19 protein-coding genes are annotated in these 21,512 nt (G+C 66.1%); 10 read left to right on the plus strand and 9 right to left on the minus strand.

Going from position 1 to position 21,512, the window contains the following annotated elements; all coding sequences use genetic code 11:
- Position 1: 1 nt before the first annotated feature.
- Together ABIA65_RS16815 and ABIA65_RS16820 are read right to left on the minus strand one after the other, a co-directional pair.
- Positions 2-766, minus strand: coding sequence for an ABC transporter permease (locus tag ABIA65_RS16815; protein WP_241405880.1), 765 nt, complete (start codon positions 764-766; stop codon positions 2-4).
- A 2-nt stretch (positions 767-768) separates the two neighbouring features.
- Positions 769-2,082: an aryl-sulfate sulfotransferase gene (locus ABIA65_RS16820; protein WP_354524257.1), complete on the minus strand. Its 1,314-nt coding sequence runs from the start codon at positions 2,080-2,082 to the stop codon at positions 769-771.
- A gap of 118 nt (positions 2,083-2,200) precedes the next feature.
- Here ABIA65_RS16820 and ABIA65_RS16825 point away from each other — a divergent pair, with 118 nt between their 5' ends.
- The 3 genes from ABIA65_RS16825 (at position 2,201) to ABIA65_RS16835 (ending at position 5,006) form a co-directional block, all read left to right on the plus strand.
- Entirely contained in the window at positions 2,201-3,232 is a 1,032-nt protein-coding gene (locus ABIA65_RS16825; protein ID WP_354524258.1) for a LacI family DNA-binding transcriptional regulator, read from the plus strand.
- Between the two features lie 70 nt (positions 3,233-3,302).
- Positions 3,303-4,139, plus strand: coding sequence for a class I SAM-dependent methyltransferase (locus ABIA65_RS16830; protein ID WP_354524259.1), 837 nt, complete (start codon positions 3,303-3,305; stop codon positions 4,137-4,139).
- A gap of 9 nt (positions 4,140-4,148) precedes the next feature.
- Positions 4,149-5,006 carry a helix-turn-helix transcriptional regulator gene (locus ABIA65_RS16835; protein ID WP_354524261.1) on the plus strand — a complete coding sequence of 286 codons (858 nt, stop codon included), beginning with the start codon at positions 4,149-4,151 and terminating at the stop codon, positions 5,004-5,006.
- A gap of 75 nt (positions 5,007-5,081) precedes the next feature.
- Here ABIA65_RS16835 and ABIA65_RS16840 read toward each other — a convergent pair whose 3' ends face one another.
- Positions 5,082-5,309 carry a hypothetical protein gene (locus tag ABIA65_RS16840; RefSeq protein WP_241401362.1) on the minus strand — a complete coding sequence of 76 codons (228 nt, stop codon included), beginning with the start codon at positions 5,307-5,309 and terminating at the stop codon, positions 5,082-5,084.
- Between the two features lie 218 nt (positions 5,310-5,527).
- Here ABIA65_RS16840 and ABIA65_RS16845 point away from each other — a divergent pair, with 218 nt between their 5' ends.
- Positions 5,528-5,833 carry a type VII secretion target gene (locus tag ABIA65_RS16845; protein WP_354524262.1) on the plus strand — a complete coding sequence of 102 codons (306 nt, stop codon included), beginning with the start codon at positions 5,528-5,530 and terminating at the stop codon, positions 5,831-5,833.
- Between the two features lie 6 nt (positions 5,834-5,839).
- On the plus strand, positions 5,840-6,352 hold the full coding sequence (locus ABIA65_RS16850; protein ID WP_354524263.1) for a hypothetical protein: 513 nt from the start codon (positions 5,840-5,842) through the stop codon (positions 6,350-6,352).
- Here ABIA65_RS16850 and ABIA65_RS16855 read toward each other — a convergent pair.
- From ABIA65_RS16855 to ABIA65_RS16870, 4 genes are all read right to left on the minus strand, one after another.
- Complete coding sequence (locus ABIA65_RS16855) at positions 6,349-8,100, minus strand: hypothetical protein (protein WP_354524264.1); 1,752 nt, start codon at positions 8,098-8,100, stop codon at positions 6,349-6,351. The genes ABIA65_RS16850 and ABIA65_RS16855 overlap by 4 nt on opposite strands.
- Positions 8,101-8,188: 88 nt before the next feature.
- Positions 8,189-9,610 (minus strand): hypothetical protein, encoded by a 1,422-nt coding sequence (locus ABIA65_RS16860; RefSeq protein WP_354524265.1) that lies wholly within the window; start codon positions 9,608-9,610, stop codon positions 8,189-8,191.
- Between the two features lie 590 nt (positions 9,611-10,200).
- The gene (locus tag ABIA65_RS16865) at positions 10,201-11,598 is read right to left on the minus strand and encodes a hypothetical protein (RefSeq protein WP_354524266.1); all 1,398 of its coding nucleotides are present in this window, start codon (positions 11,596-11,598) and stop codon (positions 10,201-10,203) included.
- Between the two features lie 527 nt (positions 11,599-12,125).
- Complete coding sequence (locus ABIA65_RS16870) at positions 12,126-14,318, minus strand: CocE/NonD family hydrolase (RefSeq protein WP_354524267.1); 2,193 nt, start codon at positions 14,316-14,318, stop codon at positions 12,126-12,128.
- Positions 14,319-14,388: 70 nt separating this feature from the next.
- On the opposite strand from ABIA65_RS16870, the gene ABIA65_RS16875 reads away from it, so the two are divergent.
- From ABIA65_RS16875 to ABIA65_RS16895, 5 genes are all read left to right on the plus strand, one after another.
- On the plus strand, positions 14,389-14,760 hold the full coding sequence (locus ABIA65_RS16875; RefSeq protein ID WP_354524268.1) for a hypothetical protein: 372 nt from the start codon (positions 14,389-14,391) through the stop codon (positions 14,758-14,760).
- A gap of 173 nt (positions 14,761-14,933) precedes the next feature.
- Complete coding sequence (gene dnaK / locus ABIA65_RS16880; protein ID WP_241401354.1) at positions 14,934-16,790, plus strand: molecular chaperone DnaK; 1,857 nt, start codon at positions 14,934-14,936, stop codon at positions 16,788-16,790.
- Positions 16,787-17,392, plus strand: coding sequence for a nucleotide exchange factor GrpE (grpE, locus tag ABIA65_RS16885; RefSeq protein WP_354524269.1), 606 nt, complete (start codon positions 16,787-16,789; stop codon positions 17,390-17,392). The genes dnaK and grpE overlap by 4 nt, the downstream gene beginning before the upstream one ends.
- A gap of 188 nt (positions 17,393-17,580) precedes the next feature.
- Positions 17,581-18,756, plus strand: coding sequence for a molecular chaperone DnaJ (gene dnaJ, locus ABIA65_RS16890; protein WP_241401352.1), 1,176 nt, complete (start codon positions 17,581-17,583; stop codon positions 18,754-18,756).
- Positions 18,756-19,145: a heat shock protein transcriptional repressor HspR gene (locus ABIA65_RS16895; protein ID WP_241401351.1), complete on the plus strand. Its 390-nt coding sequence runs from the start codon at positions 18,756-18,758 to the stop codon at positions 19,143-19,145. Before dnaJ ends, ABIA65_RS16895 begins: the two co-directional genes overlap by 1 nt.
- Here ABIA65_RS16895 and ABIA65_RS16900 read toward each other — a convergent pair.
- Positions 19,142-20,044, minus strand: a complete 903-nt coding sequence (locus ABIA65_RS16900; RefSeq protein WP_354524270.1) for an aldose 1-epimerase — start codon at positions 20,042-20,044, stop codon at positions 19,142-19,144. The genes ABIA65_RS16895 and ABIA65_RS16900 overlap by 4 nt on opposite strands.
- Positions 20,045-20,062: 18 nt before the next feature.
- Entirely contained in the window at positions 20,063-21,217 is a 1,155-nt protein-coding gene (locus ABIA65_RS16905) for an FAD-binding oxidoreductase (RefSeq protein ID WP_354524271.1), read from the minus strand.
- Between the last annotated feature and the right edge of the window lie 295 nt (positions 21,218-21,512).

The following is a 21,512-nucleotide window of genomic DNA, read 5'->3' on the forward strand; positions in this document are numbered from 1 at the left end:
GTCATCGCTCCTGTTCGGCCCACCGGGTCACCGGCGCGGTGATCCGGACCAGCAGCTGATCGACGACGGCACCGAGGATCCCGAGGATGACGAGGCAGAAGATCAGTCGGTCGGCCTGAGAGAAGAGCTGTGACTGGTAGATGCGATAGCCGAGCCCGTTGGTTGTCCCGGTCATCTCGGCCACGACGATGAGCACGAATGCCATTGCCGCGCCGACTCTTAGGCCTGCCGCGATATCGGGTGCGGCCTCGGGAATGACGACCCTGGTCAGGGTGTGCCAGCGCGTCGCGCCCAGGCAGCGGGCGGCCTGGATGAAGTCGACCGGGGTCGTCGACAGCCCGGCGTGGCTGTTGATCCACACCGGGACGAACACTCCGAGCGCCACGACGATTGCCTTGCTCTCCTCGCCCAGGCCGAACCACAGGATGGCCAGCGGCACCAGGCCGATCGTCGGAATGGGTGCGAAGAGTCGCAGAATCGGCTGCATGAGAAGTCGGCCCGCCGTGGTCGCTGCGGTCAGCACGGCGAGCCCGAAACCAGCGATCGCCCCGATGCCGAATCCCGCCGCGGCGCGCAGCAGACTGGCGTGGATGTCGGGCCCGAGGTCGCCCCGGGCGATCATGCCCCATCCGGCGCTACCGATCTCTGGAACGGTGGGGAACAGTGCGCGCGGGAAGACGCCGGTCGCGGCGACCACCGACCACAGCAGCACGACGATCGCCAACCCGACCGCGAGTGCGGCCGCGCGTCCGCCCCGGCTCCGCACGCTCAACCGAATCTTCTGTCGATCGGCTTCTGCGAGTGGGGTGTTCCCGCGGGCACCCACTCGAAGGGGACAGCCTGCGAGCGGTAGATCATCCGGGTCTCGCTGAGCCGGTCGACGCCGGGCACGCGGGGTGTCTTGACCTCGGGCTCGCCCGCCACGCCGAGGCCGGTGGATGGTGTGAAGTACTCCCACACGATCTGGCCGTCCGGTGTCACCTGGAACAGCCGGCCCTGCATGCCCTCGGTGATGAGTGTGTTGCCGTTCGGCAGGCGTTGGGCGTTGCTGACGAACGAGCTGAAGAACGTCCATGTCGGCTGGCCGGAGTCCTCCGCGGTGTACTGCCAGACGATGTCGCGCGTGACCGGATTCACTTCGAGGACACGGGAACCCGCGTAGATGCCCAGGGGTGCAGGCGGATAGCCGGCGCCGCCCTGGTTGTCGAAGATCAGCACGTTGCCCGCCCCCGGTAGGCCGTCGGCGATGATGTGCGGGTTGTGCTGGCCCGAGATCTGGTCGAGGGGACGTGGCACGTGGTGGGTGTTGATCCGCTGATGCTCCGAACCGGGAACGGCATCGAAATAGGGCCCCAACCGCCACGTGATGGCGCCGCTGCGCTTGTCGATGAGCAGGATGACATTGGCCTTGCGGGCGCCGATCAGGATGTTGTCCGGTCCGAACACCGACCGCGGGTCCTCGCGGTGCCACTTGTTAGGCCCGATGCTCTTGGCGCTGTTGATCTCCAGGTAGCCCCATGGGTTTCCGGGGTCCCGGACTGCCGCCGCCCGAAGGGAGGCCAACCCTTCGGGAGAGAAGCCGAACTCCGAGAGGTGATCGCCCGCAAGCCATTCCCAGACGATGTCGCCCGCCGGGGTGACCTCGTAGAGGCCCTGGTCGCCGACGGGTTCGTCGCCGAGTCCGGGAACCACGCGGGGGATGGTGACCAGGAACAGGAAGTTGCCGTTCGGCAGCAGTTCCCAGTCGTGGTTCTGCCGCGCCGCGCCGCCGGGTGCCTGCGCACCCCACTCCCAGAGTGTCTCGCCGGTCCACGACACCTGCCCGACGGTGCGGTTGGCGTAGATGCCGCCCCGGGAATCGGGTGCGTCGGACAGTTGCACGCCGATATCGCCGAGTCGGCCACCGTTGATCGCCGGGTCGAGAACACGGGCCGGTACGCCGGCGAAGGGCCACTCGTTGCGGACCTCCCCGTTCAGGTCGATCAATCGCGTGACGCCGTCGGGTGCGGTGTAGAGCACGAAGCTCGGGTGGGCACGGTCCGGGTCGAGGTAGGTGACACCGCTGAGTTGAGCTAAGGCCATGAACGACATTTCTACGGACGATGTTCGTGCCGAGACAGGGTTCGGATCGGGCGGATCTAAACGATTAGCAGCGCGGCTGAGATCCGTAGGCTCGGCGTTCTATCGATGAGGGGATGACGTGAAACGGGTGACGATCGTCGACGTCGCACGCCGGGCGGGGACGTCGACGGCCGTGGTCAGCTACGTGCTGAACCCCGGCGGTAAGCGCGTCTCGGATGCCTTGCGGGCCCGCGTGATTGAGGCTGTCGCAGATCTCGACTACCGTCCCGACCGTCATGCACGGGCCTTGCGGCGCCGGACGAGGTGGGGGCAGGTGGGCCTACTGATCCCGGATGTGACGCTGCCGTTCTACGGCATGCTCGCCGGGTCGATCGAGAGTGAGGCGCGCGCCCGACGGCAGTTGGTCCTGACCGGCAGCACCGGGTTCGACGCCGCGGCCGAGGTGGAACTGGCGAGGTCGTTCGCCGATGCCGGGGTCGACGGTCTGCTCGTCGCCGGGATGGTTGACGGTGCCGCGGTCGGGCGGGTGTGCGAGGAATCCCGCATCCCGCTGGTGTGGGTGCACAGCAACCGGGGCGTCACGGGCACGCAGATCGTGTGCTCCGACCATGTCCGCGCGGGTGCGCTGGCCGCGGAGCACCTCATCGGCGCGCACAAACGGACGTCGACGGCCTTCGTCGGCGGCTTCACCGATCAGCATGTCCAACACGGCGATCGCGACACCGTTCGGCAGCGATTCGAGGGCTATCAATCCGTCGCCCGCGGTTCGGGCCGCCACATCGCGACCGATCTGACCCTGGCCGGCGCCTACCGCGCGGTGCGGGTCTCGCTTGAGGAGCACGGCGTCCCCGACGGGGTGGTTGTCGGCACGTTCCTGCAGTCCGGTGCGGTGCTGCGCGCCCTGGCCGATGCGGGGCTGCGCGTGCCCGAGGACGTGCCCGTCGTCGCCTTCGACGGTGACGCTCGCAACGAGTATGCGCAGGTGGCACTCACCACAGTGCAGCAGGACATCGGTGAGATAGCGTGCCGTGGAATCGATTTGGCGCTCAATGGGGTGTCATCGGACGGTGGGGCACCGGCGCCGGTGGATGGCAAGCTGGGTGTGACGCTGGCCGTTGCCGACAGCTGCGGGTGTAACGCGCGGCGTTGAGTGACGCGGTGATTTGCCGCGACGGCAAACGTACTTGCTCCACGAGGCGGGCTATGTGCAGAATCGTCGGGTGGACGAGGCCATGCAATCGGGAATGGTCGAGTTCTATGAGGCCACCGCTGAACCTCTGACACGGCAGTGCGTTTCGACGGCCTTCGCGATGGTGGGCGGGGTCAGATCGGGTACGAGCGTCCTCGACGTTGCAGCCGGTCCCGGGGGGCTCAGTGTGGCTGCCGCCGAGGCCGGAGCACGGGTACGGGCGACGGACCTGTCGCCCGCCATGGTGGCCCGGCTGTCGCAACGGCTCGGCCCCTACGCGAACTGCACCGCCCAGGTCATGGACGGCCAGGCACTCGACGTACAGGACGGTGCCTTCGACGCGGTCTTCTCGATGTTCGGGGTCGTGAATCTGCCGGACTGGCGCCAAGGCCTTCGCGAGCTTGCGCGCGCCACGCGCGCGGGTGGCCACGGCTGCATCAGCACCTGGACAGATCCCCGCGGGGTCGGACCGGTGCCGATCCTCGTGGAGGCATTGCGTACGACGTTCCCCGAGGTCGCGCTTTTCCCACCTGACGGGGAGGGTGTCACGCTGCTGCGATCGCCGGCTGTCCTGCAGACGGCGATGGGTGCGGTCGGATTCGAGGACGTCGAGGTTCGCGAGGTCGAGGTGATCTGGACCGGTCCGTCGCTCGAGGCATTCGTTGCCGACAGGGATCGGCTCTACGGCTTCATGCCGGGCTACGCCGCGCTGACGCCAGCCGACCGCGACCGACTGGCCCCGGCGCTGCGCCGCGCTGCGCAGAACAGGGGCCCGGACGGTTCGGTGCGGGTGGTCTCCACCGCATTGGTCGCCGCGGGCCGGCGCGTACCTCTCTGTGCTGGGGGCGACAGCCCTCTGGGCTTGTAGGCTTCCGCCGTGTCGCGCAACGACGGTGAGCAGCCCCTGACACCGCGGATCGTGCTGGCGCGGCAAGATCTAGCGGCGCGTGGCTTGCGTCTCCGGTTCGACACCGAGCAAGTTCAGACGCCTACCGACTGGAGTTGTTTCGACGACTCACGGCACCTGATCTATGTGCATCGCCAGGGCAGTCTGCGATCGATGGATACCGATATCGACTGGGGGCCGACGGGTGGCGGACCACCTCAGGTGGGCGATGTCTGGGTGGTGCCCGCAGGAGAGCGGCGCACGTCGGTTGTCCAGGGTGGCGAGCCCACCGGATTCTGCGAGATCGCCATTCCCGCGCAGGCCGTCGGCAGTGCGGCACTACCGCGAGTAAAGAAACGCGATCCACTCATCCATCAGCTGACTGAGGGTTTGGCCACGCTCGTCGGTCGCGATGACGGGATGTCCCGGCTGCTCAGGGACTCGCTGGCGGAGTCGCTGCGCCTGCACATTGTGGACACCTGCACCTACGCCCCGCCCAAACCTCGACTCAGGCCGGGGCCCGACGTTCTGGACGCCGCGACTCGATCCGCGCTCTTCGAGTTCGTCGAGGACGGTCTGGACTCGGAGATCACGCTGGAGGCTCTCGCGGATCTTGCCGGGATGTCAGTTGGCAAGTTCATCAAGGCGTTCGCCGCCGCGTTCCACACCACGCCGTATCAGTTCCTGCTGGACCGGCGCATCGATCGGGCCAAGTCGCAGCTGCTGAGTACCTCGCTCACCATCACCGAGATCAGCGCCGCCGTCGGGTTCTCCACGCCGAATCACTTCGCGACCGCCTTCAGGCGTCGGGTGGGTGTCTCGCCGAGCGGTTATCGCCGAAACGGCTGACGGACCCGACACCACCACCTCCTAGACCAGTGGGCCCCCTCGATGAGGGGGCCCACTGCTTTCAGAGCTGGGAGTTCAGCGGGCGGCTAGGCCGGCGACGTGCTGGGGGCCGTGGTGGTTGTGCCAGCCGGGAGTCTGGGTGGGGGCGGGGTGGGCCTTGACCACGGGTGCGTAGGAGTAGCCGGGGCCGGTGGGGGCCTGTGCGGTTTGGGCGTTGGCCATGCCGGCCAGTCCGAGGGCGGCGCCGCCGATGATGCCGGCGGAGACGATGGGCAGGGCGATCAGGCGTGCGATGCTGGTCATTTCTTGAATCCTTCTGTCTGGGTGTGCTTTTGGTTTCTCTGCCGGTGTGTTTCGGCGTTGAGATAACTATGTCGCGGTTCCAGGAGGATGTATGTCGGGTAAGTGGTGGAGCCACCGGGTGAATCCGGTGTCCACCGATCGGGGGACAGCCTCGGTGTGCTCGGTGTGCGGCAATTTGGTGCGTCGACGGACCACGTACGAGGAATAGGATCACTGCTGTGCCCGCTCGCCCCTTGAAGTTCGATCCCGACGAGTTGCGGCGACTCTCGCGCACGCAGCAGGAAATTGCCGATCAGACGGCAGCGACAAGGCTGGGTGAGGACCTCGGAAGTGCGCCGAGCGCGCTGGCCGGCTTAAACACCGCCGACGCGTGTGTCGTCGCGGGGGAAGCCTTCGACGCCCTCATCGACGACGTAGTCCGCGATATGAACAAGCAGGCCGCGGCCCTCAAACTGGCCGCGGAGCGCTACGAGGCGACCGATGCCGACGCCGCCGTCAACCTGTCCAATCCGATGAACCTCTAGCCGACGATGATCACGATCAGTCAGGTCGAGGCGACCGACACGAACTGGATTGAGGCGAAGCTCGCGATCGTGCAGGAGCGCGCCGCCACTACATTCGTTTCGCTCATGACGCAGAAGAAGCAGGACCTCGAGACTGCCGTCATCGGGAACGCCGGGGACGCGGCGCAGAAACGCAGCGATCAGATCGTAGGGCAGTTGGAACGACTCGCAGCCGCGTTGGACAGACTGCGAGAGGCGCTCGGCCAGGCGATGTCCCGCTTGACGAACAGTCGCTCGCAGGTCTTGGACAGCGTGGCCAAACTCGAGGGGCAGGGGTGGGGGGTGGCAGACAACGGGACTGTGAGCCTGGTGCCCGGCAGCCCTCTCGCCGGTTACGCGAAGATCAGCCCGACTAACGACATGCACGTTCGTCAGTTGGCGGCGGAGCACACCGTGACTTTGAAAACCCTACTGGCGCAATTCGAAATCGACGATGCCAGCGTCGGAGCGCAGATCAGCGCCGCCGCGGCGGGTACCTAGACCATCGTCATTGGTGGCGGCGCTTCTTCGGGCATTTCATCCGGCTCGTCGGAGGTCGGTTCCTCGGCGGGCCTCACATTGGCGCACAGCAGGGCACTCAACGGAACGGCGAAGAGCAGCAGCGCGAACGTCGTGTCGCCAGCCGATAAGTCCGGATAGGTGGTGACGATCCCAGCGGCGGCAGCCACCAGCAACAACTGTGCCGACACCGTGAGGACGACGCCGGTGTGCGCACGTCCGGAGTCCGGCGGTATCGCCCACAGCAGCGCGAACAGTGCGGCCGTGACTGCGATGATCGGCGCCAGCGGGGCTGCGATGACGTTGGGCAGCCAGGACGCTCCGACGACGATCAGCAGCGGAATGAGCACCAACCGGTTCGTCATCTCCGCCGAGAACAGTGTCGGTCGACGAAACAGGCCCAAGACCGTTGCAACACAGCCGATGACGGTGAGGCATATGACGATCTGGGATGGTTTCGACCAAAACGGGACGGCCCTGACGAAGCCCAGCTGTTCGGCTGTCAGGGCGATGTACATAGGCACCAGGAACAGCAAGCCCACCCTGGCGACCAGCTGCCCGACCGTGCCACGCCACCGCGCTCGTAGCGCGACGGGTACCAGTACAAGCAGTGCCCCCCACATGATGACGAGGCTGAGTTCGATGGACGGCTGGATGGCGTCACCTTCCGGTCCGGTGATCGCGTTCGCGATCAGGTTCACGATCGTCAAGACGCCGATGAGAATCTGATTGGACAGGGCGCTGACACCGATGGCCAATGTCGTTGCCACATCACCACGTTGGGTCAGCGGTGACTGAAACGAGCGCTGCGTCACGTAGGCGATCGCGACCGCGACGATGATGGCGTGCGGCCAGGTCGCCCAGTGGCCGGGTGTCCAGTAGCCCTCCAGGAAGCCGGAGGAGATGTCGGCGACGTTGTTGACCTCGAGCACGATGATGACGACGGCGATCACGCACAGGACGGCTGTGAAACCCCACCCCGCGCGGTGTCGGGAGACGTGATGAGCGATGGCTGACCGCGAGTGCGCGGCGAGCGCCACGCCGCCGGTCGCCATGGCGGCGACGAATGCGAGTGATATGCCGAAGACGTAGGTCTGGGTGGGGATGTTGGCGAGGAGCATGGTGAGTAGATCGTTGGGATCTGCTGGCACGTCGGCGTTCAGGGCACGTCCGAACGTGATGTTGGCGTAAATGGAGGGGATCCACGGTGCGGCGACCAAGCAGGCGAGCAGAATGCTGAGCCACGGTCCGGCGGGCCGGTGGCGGACGTGGAGGCAGGTGATCACGATGCTGGCGGCGGCCAGCCATGAGGCGGCCGCCGGAATCGCCTGCCATGAGCGATTGATCGCCAGGGACAGGATGGGGATCAGCGGAGTGGCGATACCGGCGCACCAGGCCAGGGCGGAGTGGTGGCGCGGGGCGTTCTCGCTGGTGGCCGTAAAGACATAGCCGACGGCCGCGATGCCGGAACCAATGGCGATACCGCACAGCAGAGGCCAGGTCGGCGAGTATTTGAAGACCAGTTCGCCGTCGAACAGTGAGTGTTCCTCGAAGGCGAAGAGCCCCGGAATGAAGCCGAATGCCAACATGACCGCAGCGCCGATCCAACTGACGATCGCCAGCGCGCGCAACGGTCCGGGGAGTGCGCCGGGGCGCAGGTGCGTCGGCCGGCGCCGGGCGTCGTCCCACAGGCGTTGCGCGAGCGGCCGCAGCTCAGGTGTCAATTCCACCGCGGCATTATTGCCCAGCGCAAGGACTCTGGGTGGGAGGATCTCGCAGAAAGGCCCCTCCTTCTGGCTGAAGGAGGGGCCTGCCTGACTAGCTGGTGCTGCTGCTCGAGGTGGCGCTGGAGGTGCTGCGGTCGCCGCCGAGGGCCTTCTTGATCCCGTCGCCGAAGTTCTTCGCCGCGGCCCCGACCTGATCGCCGAGGGCCTTGAGGCCTGCCTGAGTCTGATCGCCGGACTTGTTGTTGGCCCCGGCCTTGACGACAGGCACCACCTTGTTGCCGTCTTTGGTGTCGACAGGCGTGACGGTGGTGTCAGGGTCAGTGGCTTCACCGTCGGCCGGTGCGGCCGGGTTCGCCTCGGATGGCACAGTTTCCGTGACGGCCGGAGTTTCCGCCTCGATCGGTGTTGCCGGTTCCGGTGTGACCTCCGGAGTGGTCACCTCGACGACCGGAGCGGTGGCGGGAGTGTCCACGGTGGGCTCGGTCGCGGTCTCCACGGGGGCGGTGGCAGTCGAGGCCGAGACGGTGTCCTTCTGCGGCGTTCCGTTCAGCGACACCAGCGCGGCGGTGAGACTCGGCGTGGCACTCACGTCCGTTGCGGACGTCTCGGCGGTCGTGGTGCTCAATCCAAAGGCCGACAGCCCAGACAAGTTGCCCAACAGATTGTCGCGATCCGCACCGGGTGTCGCGATCGCGTTGGCAATGGTTTTTATCGCGCCCAGTATGGCGCCGACAGCGGAGAACGCGGCGCCGCCACTGTTACCGAGGAAACCGCCCTGGTCGAAGCCGCCGGAGACGAATCCGTTGAGGAATGCGCCGGTGACCGTGGCCGGGGCGTTCACCATGGCGTTCACGAAACCTGCCAGATCGCCGGTGCGCAGGGCGCTCCCGAGGCTGTCAATGACGTGACCCGTGGCAACGAGCGACGAGTTCATCGGGCCGATCACCCCATACAGCAGCACCGACGGCAGCACCGACGGGATGATGTTGACCAGCTTCCCGAGGTTCGTGAACGGCTGAGCGAGAACGCCCGCAATGGGGAAGCTGGCGCTGATCAGCGGTAGTCCGAGAACCAAGCCGAGCGATGAGAGGGTGAGGATCCCGGCTTCGACCTGCCCGGCCGCGATCTGACCGAACGCCTGCTGAATTGTCGCTGGCGCGCCGAACGGATTGTTGGGGGACAGCGCCGAGGCGTAGGCGTCGCCCAGCCCTTGCATCGTGGTGATCAGGACATTTGCGCTGTACAGCTGGTTGGCGATGATCTGCCTGAGGATCGGGGCGGGGTCCTCGAGCCACGTCTGGAACTGGCTGCCCACATTCTGAGACGCAGTCGTGATGACCTGTCCCCACAGTTCGAGGGGGTTGGTCAGCGCCGAGAGTTCCACCGCTGCGGACGAGGCGTGCATCTCCGGAAGTTGGACGTCCGGGATCGGTGCGATGGGACTGAGCGCGAGGGCACTGGCGCCCACCAGCGCCACACCTGCAGCCAGGTAGGGCCGGGCAGCAACGTGCATTTGATCTCCTTTTACGGGGCCGTGAATTAGGACCGCGCAGACGTTACCCGGGAGTAAGTTCGTTCGTCCGCAAATTGGAGAACCTCGCTTGACGGGTGTCAAAGGCCACGCCGCCCCCGCAAATTTGGGGACTGGATTCGGAAACATCCTGTTCAGTGCCGTCGCAACGGCGCTGCCTTGAGGTGTCGACACTCAAATGATTGCGTATGCGGCAAAATTTTGACGGGCGTGGTCATGGGGTTGCTGGCAGGCGTGCGCGCCGTAAGCACGGTTAGGTTACTCAGCGGTAATGTTCGTTCGTTATCGCAACACTGGATTCGCGCGCGGGCCTTCGGGTTCGCGCGTGGGCGTCCCGGTCAACCTGTGTCATGCCCACGACTGCACGTTGCGAGCCTAGGCCCGTGGGGGTGGTCATGCGACGCAACAGCTCGTACCGGTCAGGCGAATCCTGCAACGAACTGGCAGACCCGGCCACTCAAGAATCTACGGATTCAGTTGCGGCACCTTGCGCCGACATGGCTCTCGGCACTTAAACCGAAGGCCCCCTCCTTCTGGTGGAAGGAGGGGGCCCGCGGGTTTAGCTGGTGTGGTTACTCGTTGCTGCCGCCGGCGTCGCTGCCGGTGCTGCTGCTCGAGCTGGAGCTGCTGCGGTTTCCGCCGAGGGCCTTCTTGATGCCGTCGCCGAAGTTCTTGGCCGCGGCCCCGACCTGATCGCTGAGGGCGTTGAGCCCCGCCTGGGTCCGGTCGCCGGAGGTCTTGTTGGCCCCAGCCTTGACGACGGGCACCACCTTGTTGCCGTCCTTGGTATCGACGGGCGTGACGGTGGTGTCGGGGTCGGTGGTCTCACCCTCGGCCGGTGCCGTCGTGCTCGGCTCGGTCGACACCGGCTCGGTGGCCGTGGCCGGCACTTCCGCCTCGATCGGTGTTGTGGGTTCCGGTGCGACCTCGGGGGCGGTCACCTCGACCACCGGAGTCGTGGCGGGCGTTTCCACGGTCGTCTCCGGCGCGGGTGTTGTGGATCCCGACACGACCTCGACCTTGGGTGCCTCGACGGCCAGGGCCGGTGCGGCCTCCAAGGAGACCAGCGTTGCGGTCGCTTCGGGTAGCGAGGCAACGTCGGCCAGCGATGGCGGTGCCGGAGGCTTGATCGCCGCCGCGATTGCCCGGGGCACACTCACCAACAGCGTGTAGAGCAGGCCGGGGACGCCGCCATTTTGGCCATGGGAAATGAGCCCCGGCAGAGAGGTGCCTGCAAGCCCGTTGATCAGCGTGTCGAGGACCTTGGCGGGTGCGCCGATGGCCTCGTTCACTGCCCCCGCCAGGTCGCCGACGCGGATCGCGTCCAAGATCGCCTGGGCGCTGTTCCCCATCGCGGTGGTGACGCCCAGGGTGTTCTGCAGGAAGCCCAGTCCGAGCCACATCACCTGCGAGTTGACCGCCTCGAGTGCTGCCGTGACGTTCTTCGAGATGCTCACCGGGATTTCCAACAGGCTCATCAAGCTGATGGGGCCACTGAGGAACATCACGACGAAAGACATGTTGAGCGCCTGCACGGCGCCTTCGATGTTGCCCGTCTTGAGCGCGTTGGCGGCCTCTCTCAGCGCCGCCGGCAGGGTCCCGTATGGGTCCGCGCTGGTCCCGGTGGCCCACTCCGCCATCCCCTTGACGAATCCCGTCATAGCGGTCACGTACTGCTCTGCGTACCCGAGTCCGTTGCTGATGGACTGACCCAGGAACGGGAAGGGCTGGGAGAGCCACTCGGTGCCGATGTACGCGACGTTGCCGATCGTGTTCCCGACGAGGTCCACGTACGGCGTGAAGGGGTTCGAGAAGGCCGAGAGTTGCACCGAGGCGGTGGACACTGCGGCGCGGGACATCAGGGCTTCCGGGGCAGCGGCGGTGACGGGGCTGATGGGGGTGAGGGCGATGGCGCTGGCACCGGCCAGTGCGACACCCGCCGTGAGGTAAGAGCGAACGCTGATCTGCACGAATCTCCTTGATGTACCGCGACGATGCACCGCGACGATATTGACGACCGTGACCATATCTGAGCGGAGCCTGTGAAATCGCAAATATTTGAAACTCGTTCTACTGCCGCGCAGCGGCATGGGAGCCCCGTTACTTGTCAGTTGAAAGAAATAGCTGGCCGGTGGCGGTTTGTGTCCAGTACGGCAAACTAGGTCCAACGTAACTTATTTTTGAGATCCACTACGTAGAAAGTTAGTTGTAACCGGTTCCACTACTGGGAACGCTCGCTGCCAGGGCGCTGGACACACCGTGTTACCGGCTAGTACACGTCTAGTGAGGACGTCTTGGACCGGCCAGCAGTTGTGCGGTACGAATGGTAGTCGTCCGTCATCCCGATGCTTGCGCCAAAGATCGCCAAGTTCTGGCAAGCGCGATGTGACGCGATGGGCGGTACTGAGGGCAGGGGATATGCCCTAGATCATTTTGCTGTTGACGGGCGAACCGACACCCGTCGCCTCCAGGTGGCCGGACCAGAAGTGCAACACGTTCATGCTGCTGAGGCGTGCGCCAGCTGTCGCGTGGACGATGGCGACACGGCCGCGGCGTCCACGGCAGGCAGCGTGAGCTGCATGCTCGACACGTTCAGGACGCCCAGCGGAGGAACGACCGTCGCATAGAGCCCCGCGGTGGAGACGAGCTGCAGGGTCACGGTCTGACCCGGACGCAGCGTGTGCGCCACCTGCTCCAGCGCGACGGTGACCGTGTGCGTCTGCCCGTCCAGCGTCACCGGTATCGGGGTGACCACGTATCCCAGCACCAAACCGGTGGTGTCGTCGACCAGCTGGGCGTAGACGTGCCGGCTGACACCTGTGCCCGAATAGGTGAGGGTGAGTTCCGGCGCGCCAACGAGATAGGTCGTCGTCGCCGCTGCCGGAACGGTGAGGTTCACGGCATTGATTGCCTTGAAGCTCAACGGGACAAAGGGCAGGCCCGAGCCGCCCAGGTACGGGAGCAGCGGCAGGGTGGCGCCACCGTTCAGCGTCGCGACGAGCGGATCACCCTGGGGCAGAACGTAGTTCTCTGACGAGAACCACTGCCCGTTCTGGTCGACCCACTCGAACTGCGGGCCGGTCGACACCGGCACGCCCTTCACGTAGAGGTCGAGCCACTCGAGGGTTCGCCGCTCGATCAGCGCGCCATCGCTGAGGTCGAACAGATTGTTCAGGCAGGCGCCGTGGCCGCCGCAGAACCACACCACCTTTGTCGGGACACCGTTCTCAATCAACGCCAGCGCGGTCGCGTTGGCCTCCTGCAGCGTGAAGAGCGTGTCGACGGTGCCCTGGATAAGCAGGGTCGGCGCAGTGATGTTGTCCAGCAGGAAGTCTGGACCCCGCTCGGCCAGCAGGTCCTGGTCGGCCTGCGACATGGCTCCGATCAGGGCGCCGACGATCGCCGCGGGATAGATCCGCGGATTGACGTCGGCAAGGGTGAATACGAGGGCCCCGGACAGTAGGGTGCCCCAGCCGCTCTTGAACGCCCCGGCCTTGTACAGCGAGCTGTTGAGGCTGTTCCAGGCGATCGTCGGCACGATGGCATCGACCCGATGGTCGGTGGCGGCGGTCACCAGTTGTATGCCGCCGCCGTACGACACCCCGACCATGCCGATCCGCGGGTCCAGTCCAATCGCACTGTCGAGCCGGGCCTCTGGTTGTGCGGCCACCCAGCTGATGATGGCAGAGACATCGCGGGCCTCGAACTCCGGCGAGTTGAGTTCCAGCACACCGCCCGAACGCCATTCGCCGCGCGGATCCCACGTGACGACGTTGTATCCGGCGGCGCGCAGTGTCGCGATGCTCACCATGCCCACGGCGTCGGTGAGGATGTCGTCAACCACGGTGCCGTTGAGGTTCGTCGCGCCGGGCATGCCCAGACCGGGACCGTAGAGGACGGTGGGCGCCTTCTGTCCTGCGTGAAGCCCGGCCGCAGGCATGAAATGGACATAGATCGGCGTGCCGTCGAACGAGATCACCTTGACGTCGCGCGAGACGGGGCTGCCGTGCGGCCGGCCCCACTGCACCGGATAACCGATGAACGGATGGAGGACGTCACTGATGATCGGGATCTGATGGATGAACTCGACGATCGGGGTCACGACGATCGGTCCGAGGATGGGAATCTGCTGCAACCACGCCAGGGGTGCCACTTGCGGGATGGCGACAACCGGCGATGGGGCGGGTGCGATGGGCTCGGTCGTGGTGAGTGCGGTCGTCACCGGATTGCCAACCGCGGAAAGGGTGGGCGACGTGCCGAAGGTCTCCCGCCGCGCGGCGGCCAGCAGCGTCCACATCGCCGGTGACTGCGCGGGCGCAGTCGGTGCGTTGCCGGCAAAGGGGCTGATGAGCGAGGTCACCAGACTCGTTATCGCCGCCACCATGGAGTCGGCTGGCTTGTGCGGCACAGTGGCCGGCGCATCCGGCTCGGGTTCGAGCACCGCAGCTGACGGAACCGTCTCGGACGCGACCGTCACGGTGGACGTCGGCGGGGTGCTGGCATCACTGCGGACGGGCGGGGACGCCGTGGTGGGCTCGTCCGTGCCCGCCGTATCGGTCGCGTCTGTCGTCTCGGCCTGGGGACGGCTAGCACCGGCCGAGGGGATCGAAGACGTGGGTTTCGTCCGGTCGCGGCGCTTGGATGCTGGTGGGGTCTGCGGGGTGACGTCATCCAGTAGCGGCACGGTCACGCTGGGAATCGTTGCCACAGAGGGTGTTTGATCGGCCGCCGATCGAGGGTCCGACGTCGAGTGCGAGCCGGTGTGCGCGCCTCCGTTGCTCACCACAACGCCGGGTGCGGCGGGGGAGGCCGTCCCCGATGATGAGGACACCGTGCTCGACGGTGAGCCCGACGAGGCGCTCTCCGTCGACGACGGTAACGACGTCGGTGTCGATGCGACGTCATCGCTCGGCGTTGTCGAATCCGTGGCCGATGAACTCGCCGACGACTCCGATGACGACTCTGACCCCGACGGCCCGGACGGCGCTGATGGTTCCGCCGCAGCGACGCCGGCCATCACCACCGCCACGATCCCCAATGACGTCGCCAGGGACGTCGCGAGTCCGCCGATCCGAGCCAGGTCTACCGGTGCAGGCATAGCCATATGGATAGTGGGCGGGCCCCAGGCGTGAGTGTCGTTTGAGGAATCCCGGAGTAGGCGGGAACAAATCCGCAGGGCACCCCGTTGGAAGGTTCGACACTTGAGTGGAACAGGCTCAACTCTAGGTTGACAAGCGAACGTCAGCCGGGAAAGCTTGAGCGTGGTCCACTCAGACCCCAATAAAGCTATTCAGGAGGCAACACTATGGCTCGTGCGGTCGGAATCGACCTCGGGACCACCAACTCCGTCGTCGCAGTCCTTGAAGGCGGCGACCCCGTGGTCGTCGCGAACTCAGAGGGTTCACGCACCACCCCGTCCGTCGTCGCGTTCGCGCGCAACGGCGAGGTTCTCGTCGGGCAGCCCGCCAAGAACCAGGCGGTCACCAACGTCGACCGGACCATCCGTTCGGTCAAGCGCCACATGGGCACCGACTGGTCCGTGGAGATCGACGGCAAGGACTACACCGCCCAGGAGATCAGCGCGCGCATCTTGATGAAGCTCAAGCGCGACGCAGAGGCGTACCTCGGCGAGGACATCACCGACGCGGTCATCACCGTCCCGGCGTACTTCAACGACGCCCAGCGTCAGGCCACCAAGGAAGCCGGCCAGATCGCCGGTCTCGAGGTGCAGCGCATCGTCAACGAGCCCACCGCCGCGGCCCTGGCCTACGGCCTGGACAAGGGCGACAAGGAGCAGACGATCCTCGTCTTCGACCTTGGCGGTGGCACATTCGACGTCTCGCTGCTCGACATCGGCGGCGGCGTGGTCGAGGTCCGTGCGACCTCCGGCGACAACCACCTCGGTGGCGACGACTGGGACGATCGCATCGTCGAGTGGCTGGTCGACAAGTTCAAGGCCTCGGCGGGCATCGACCTGACCAAGGACAAGATGGCCCTGCAGCGGCTTCGTGAAGCGGCCGAGAAGGCCAAGATCGAGCTGTCCTCGAGCCAGAGCACATCGATCAACCTGCCCTACATCACGGTTGACGCCGACAAGAACCCGCTGTTCCTCGATGAGCAGCTCACTCGGGCCGAGTTCCAGAAGATCACCCAAGATCTGCTGGACCGCACCCGCAAGCCGTTCCAGTCGGTCATCGCCGACGCCGGCATCTCGGTGAGCGCGATCGACCACGTGGTCCTGGTGGGCGGTTCCACCCGTATGCCCTCGGTCACCGAGCTGGTCAAGGAACTGACCGGCGGCAAGGAGCCCAACAAGGGCGTCAACCCCGACGAGGTTGTCGCTGTGGGTGCCGCGCTGCAGGCCGGTGTGCTGGCGGGCGAGGTCAAGGACGTGCTGCTACTCGACGTGACCCCGCTGAGCCTCGGCATCGAGACCAAGGGTGGCGTCATGACCAAGCTCATCGAGCGCAACACCACCATCCCGACCAAGCGCAGCGAGACCTTCACCACGGCCGACGACAATCAGCCGTCGGTGCAGATCCAGGTCTTCCAGGGTGAGCGTGAGATCGCCTCGGCCAACAAGCTGCTCGGCTCCTTCGAGCTCACCGGCATCCCGCCGGCTCCGCGCGGAGTCCCGCAGATCGAGGTCACCTTCGACATCGACGTCAACGGCATCGTGCACGTCACGGCCAAGGACAAGGGCACCGGCAAGGAGAACACGATCAAGATCCAGGAGGGCTCCGGCCTCTCCCAGGAGGACATCGATCGGATGATCAAGGACGCCGAGGCGCACGCCGAGGAGGACCGCAAGCGTCGCGAAGAGGCCGACGTCCGCAATCAGGCGGAATCGCTTGTCTACCAGACGGAGAAGTTCGTCAAGGAGCAGCGAGAGGCCGAGGGCGGATCCAAGGTTCCCGAGGAGACGCTGGGCAAGGTCGAGGCGGCCGTCACCGAGGCCAAGACGGCACTCGAGGGCACCGACATCTCGGCTATCAAGGCCGCGATGGAGAAGCTCGGAGTCGAGTCCCAGGCGCTCGGTCAGGCGATCTACGAGGCCACCCAGGCCGAGCAGTCGGCTGACGGAGGGTCCGCCACAGCAGCCGACGACAACGTCGTCGACGCAGAGGTCGTCGACGAGGATGAGACCCAGGAGAACAAGTGACGCAGGGAGATCCGCACGACGAACCGGTGACCATCACCGACAAGCGGCGTATCGACCCCGACACCGGAGCAGTCCGTGATGCGGCCTCCGGCCCGGCCCCCAGTGGGTCGGAGCCGGAGGCGGTCACGCCGGACGAGTCCAACGAAGCCGCAGAACTGAAGGCCACGCTGCAGCGGGTCAAGGCCGAGTACGACAACTTCCGCAAGCGCACCGACCGCGAGAAGCAGGTTGCCGCCGAGCGGGGGAAGGCCTCCGCCGTCATGCAGCTGTTGCCCGTGCTCGACGATCTCGACCGGGCCCGCGGCCACGGTGATCTGGAGTCCGGTCCGCTGAAGTCGGTGGCCGAGAAGCTCTCCGGGGCACTTGAGGGCATCGGACTGGTGGCCTTCGGTGCCGAGGGCGATGTGTTCGACCCATCGCTGCACGAGGCTGTGCAGCACGAGGGCGACGGCTCCAATCCCGTAATCGGGACGGTCATGCGTCAGGGTTACAAGCTCGGCGACTACGTGCTGCGGCACGCCATGGTCGGGGTGGTCGATTCCGTCGAGGAACCGGACGCCGCGAATTCCACGGCGGCGCAGGCCGAAGCCGACACGGACTGAGGCCGCGCATGGTGACGTGCGGAGGCGATGTGCACCTGACCCAAGGGGTCGGTGCGGGTCGCCTCCCACGTCGCCAGTGCCGACACCAGGCGCGAAATCGTCGACAAAACACGCTCAACCGGCTTACAAGCCGCAGAATCAGAGTAGGTAGACAACAACGATGAACAACGGTGAGGAGGTGATGCCGAATGGCCCAACGCGAGTGGGTTGAGAAGGACTTCTACAAGGTGCTTGGCGTCTCCTCCGATGCCAGTACCGACGAGATCAAGCGTGCCGCGCGCAAGCTGCTCGCCGCGAACCATCCCGACCGCAACCCGGGTAATCACGCGGCAGAGGAGCGGTACAAGGAGGCCTCCGAGGCCAAAGAGGTCCTGACCGACGAGAAGAAGAAGAAGGAGTACGACGAGACCCGTCGGCTCTTCGCCGGTGGCGGCGGTTTCGGGCGCCGGTACAGCGCCGGTGACGGCGGCTTCAGTGGCTACGGCGCCGACGGCGACGTCAACCTCGGCGATCTCTTCGGTGCTGCGGGCCAGACCGGCGGTGCCAACATCGGCGACCTGTTCGGTGGACTGTTCGGCCGCGGCGCACAGCAGCCGCGACCCAGCCGACCGCGCCGGGGCAACGATCTCGAGACCGAGACCGAGCTGTCCTTCCTCGAGGCCACCAAGGGCGTGGCGATGCCGCTGCGGCTCACCAGCCCGGCCCCGTGCACGAACTGCCATGGCAGCGGCGCCCGTCCGGGCACCAGCCCGCGGGTCTGCCCGTCGTGCAACGGCGCGGGTGTCATCAGCCGAAACCAGGGTGCGTTCGGGTTCTCCGAGCCCTGCACCGAGTGCCGCGGCACCGGGTCGCTCATCGACGAACCGTGCGACGAGTGCCACGGCGAGGGCAAGATCACCCGGACCCGCACCATCAACGTCCGGATTCCGCCGGGTGTCGAGGACAACCAGCGCATCCGCCTGGCTGGGCAGGGTGAAGCGGGCCTGCGGGGTGCACCGTCGGGTGACCTGTATGTCACCGTCCACGTGCGGCCCGACAAGGTGTTCGGTCGCGACGGCGACGACTTGACCGTCAGCGTCCCGGTCAGCTTCCACGAACTGGCCTTGGGGACAACGCTTTCCGTTCCTACGCTGGAGGGCAAGGTTGGTGTCCGGGTGCCGAAGGGCACATCGGATGGCCGCATCCTGCGCGTCCGCGGGCGGGGAGTGCCGAAGCGCAACGGCGGCCACGGAGACCTCCTGGTCACGGTCAAGGTTGCCGTACCGCCCAACCTCGAGGGCGAGGCGGCCGAGGCGCTTGAGGCCTATGCCAAGGCAGAACGAGCCAGCGGATTCGATCCGCGGGCGGGATGGGCCGGAAACTGATGGCCGGCAAGCGCGGTGGAGACGACGCCAGGACCTTCCTGATCTCGGTCGCTGCCGAGCTCGCGGGTATGCACGCGCAGACGCTGCGTACCTACGACCGACTCGGCCTGGTCAGCCCGCAACGCAGTTCCGGTGGCGGCAGGCGTTATTCGCAGCACGACGTCGACCTGCTCCGTGAGGTGCAGCGGCTGTCTCAGGACGAGGGCGTCAACCTCGCGGGGATCAAGCGCATCATCGAGCTGACCAATCAGGTCGAGGCGTTACAGTCGCGGCTGGCGGAGGCCGTCGATGAAGTCGAGCTATTGCGCTCCGGGCAGCGGCGAGATGCCACCAAGAGCACCGCGCTGGTGCTGTGGCAGCCGCGCCGGGGCGCACGCCGCTCCAGCTAGCCGATCCTGACCGAGAACCGCGCGGTCGCAGGCGTTCCCGCCAGCGCGACGCGGTAGTTGCCGCGCCGCAGTGCATCAGTGGGTGCCGCCATGGGCTCGATGCCCACGACGTCGTCGTTGCGCGGTGCGAATAACTGCGCTGCGGGGTAACCGCTCTCGAACCTCACCTCGACACGCCGGTCACCGCCGGTGAGCGCGAACACCGCTCCGTCGGGCACCTGGTCGAAGCCGTCGTCGTAGGCGATGTCGTCCAACGCTTCGCTCCCGCCGATCCAGTCGGTGTGCTCCCCGGTGGGGATACCCCTGTCGTCCACGGGCAGGTGTCGCATGTACGGCGTGGTGAGCATCCACTCCTCGCGCGGTACGTCCGGAATCCTCAGATAGGGGTGGTACCCGAAGCACAGCGGTACCGATGCGGCCGTCGTCGCTGTCACCGTCGTCTCGATCGTCAGTGTGCGGTCGGCGAGCGTGACCCGTTGGGTCAGCACGTGCGGGAACGGGAACGACGCCAGCAGTGTCGGTTCGTCGCCGAAGTCCAGGACGGCCGACAACGAGTTGTCCGAACCCGATGTCACCACCCAGCCGGGATGGGCCGCCAGCACGCCGTGCATCGGCGCGCCGTGGTCGTCGGTGCGCACACCGCCCACACCCGGGGTCAAGGTGACTTCCGCCCCGTCGACCTCATAGTTGCTGGCGCTCAGGCGATTTGCCCACGGATAGAGGATGGGAATCCCCATGGTCTTGCCCGCGCTCACGTAGGCGTCGAGGCCGCGCCGCTGACCGAGGTACTCCACGCCATCCTCGGCGAGCGAGGTACCGATCATGCCCGCCGCGGGCACGAAGGTCGCGGTGAGCGGCGACGCCGGATCCTTGAGCATGACCGACTCGAACTCAGGCATCGTTGAATTCAATCACGCTCAATCGACCACGGGATCGTGTTGGATCCGTTGAGGGTCTGCGCCCTTGGCGAGCAGTGCGGCCTTGGTGGCCGCGATCATCGCCGAGCCGCCGCTGATCAGAATCTGGCGATCACTCCAGCTGCCGTAGCGGGTGACGACCTCGGGTAGCAGCCCGCTCTGGCGGACGTGCAGTCCACGCGGTGGATCTGTGACGGGGAAGTCGGCGGCCCATGGCGGATTGGTGGAGAACTCCGAGACTGGCGTCACCGACAGCCAGGGGTTGGTCGACGCGATCTGCCACAGCGTGTTCAGGTCGTAGAGGTCGCACGGGTAGCGGCCACCGAAGAACAGGTGCACCCGTGGGTTCTCGGCGAATCGCGACAGATCCATGATGAGCGTCCGCAGTGGGGCAAGCCCACTGCTGCCCGCCACCATCAGCACGTCACCCCCGTCACGGTCGACGTGCAGGCCCCCGTGCGGGTTGGACAGTCGCCAACGGTCGCCGATCCGGGTCTCGCCGATGATCGCGGTGCTCACCATCCCGCCGGTGACCGACCGGATGTGGAACTCGATGGCGCCGCCGCGGTCGGCGGGTATCGACGGGGTGAGAAAGCGCCAGCGTCTGGGCCACTGCGGAACCTCGACGGTGACGTACTGACCCGGGTGATAGAACAGCGGCTGGTCGAGTTGCAGCCGCACGATCGACACATCGCGGGTGGCCCGGATGTGGTCGATGACTTCTGCGTCGCGGTAGGGCGGGCCCTTCTCGGCGTCGGCGGCTCCCCGCATCACCCCGACGATCAGCTCCACCACATCGCGCGCGGTGCCGGCCAGCGCGTGGTCCCAGCGGTCGCTGAAGTGGTGGGCCAGGGCGCCGAGCAGAGCCGTCTGCAGGCCGTTGTAATGCAGTTGTGTCACACCGTACTTGCGGTGATCGCGGCCCAGTTGTGCGAGGAACGCGACGGGTTCCTCGGCGCGCTGCTCGATGATCTCGCCCAGCAGCCAGGACAGCGCCTTGGCGAAGGCTGCGCGCTGGTGGGCGAGGTCGGGGGGGAACAGATCGCGGACGGAGATGTCGAGGGCGAACCACCGGGTGTAGACGTCGCTGATGAACTCATCCGGGTCGATAGCGGTGCGCAGAGTAACCAGCGCGTCGCGATCGTCTAGCCCCACGCCGTTCGAGTCTATGTGAGGTGCGGCTGGGCCCATGTCTGACGCCCCGGGGATAGAATCCGAGGCCAGTGGCATTCAAATTACTGTCGACGCCCAAACATTCAGATAATTTACTTGAATCAGTAATGTTTCAAATAATTTGCCATTAGCTGAACTGCCGAGCTGATCGGAAGGACCTTATCGCCACCAGCAACGCGGCTTGATACCCGTCCATGCGCGCCAAATGTGTTCCACCTTGTTGCATGGCAGCGCTACGTATTTTTCAGCTAATTGACTATCGAAGGAATGGTTTACG

Origin of the sequence: Mycolicibacterium sp. 624 (genome assembly GCF_040548615.1) — a bacterium.
GTDB lineage: Bacteria > Actinomycetota > Actinomycetes > Mycobacteriales > Mycobacteriaceae > Mycobacterium.

Excerpts from the sequence above, each read along its gene's own strand:
- ABIA65_RS16820 (WP_354524257.1), bottom strand. The coding sequence starts at position 2,082 with ATGGCCTTAGCTCAACTCAGCGGTGTCACCTACCTCGACCCGGACCGT.
- ABIA65_RS16840 (WP_241401362.1), bottom strand. The coding sequence starts at position 5,309 with ATGACCAGCATCGCACGCCTGATCGCCCTGCCCATCGTCTCCGCCGGC.
- ABIA65_RS16850 (WP_354524263.1), top strand. The coding sequence starts at position 5,840 with ATGATCACGATCAGTCAGGTCGAGGCGACCGACACGAACTGGATTGAG.
- ABIA65_RS16860 (WP_354524265.1), bottom strand. The coding sequence starts at position 9,610 with ATGCACGTTGCTGCCCGGCCCTACCTGGCTGCAGGTGTGGCGCTGGTG.
- dnaK (WP_241401354.1), top strand. The coding sequence starts at position 14,934 with ATGGCTCGTGCGGTCGGAATCGACCTCGGGACCACCAACTCCGTCGTC.
- dnaJ (WP_241401352.1), top strand. The coding sequence starts at position 17,581 with ATGGCCCAACGCGAGTGGGTTGAGAAGGACTTCTACAAGGTGCTTGGC.
- ABIA65_RS16895 (WP_241401351.1), top strand. The coding sequence starts at position 18,756 with ATGGCCGGCAAGCGCGGTGGAGACGACGCCAGGACCTTCCTGATCTCG.
- ABIA65_RS16900 (WP_354524270.1), bottom strand. The coding sequence starts at position 20,044 with ATGCCTGAGTTCGAGTCGGTCATGCTCAAGGATCCGGCGTCGCCGCTC.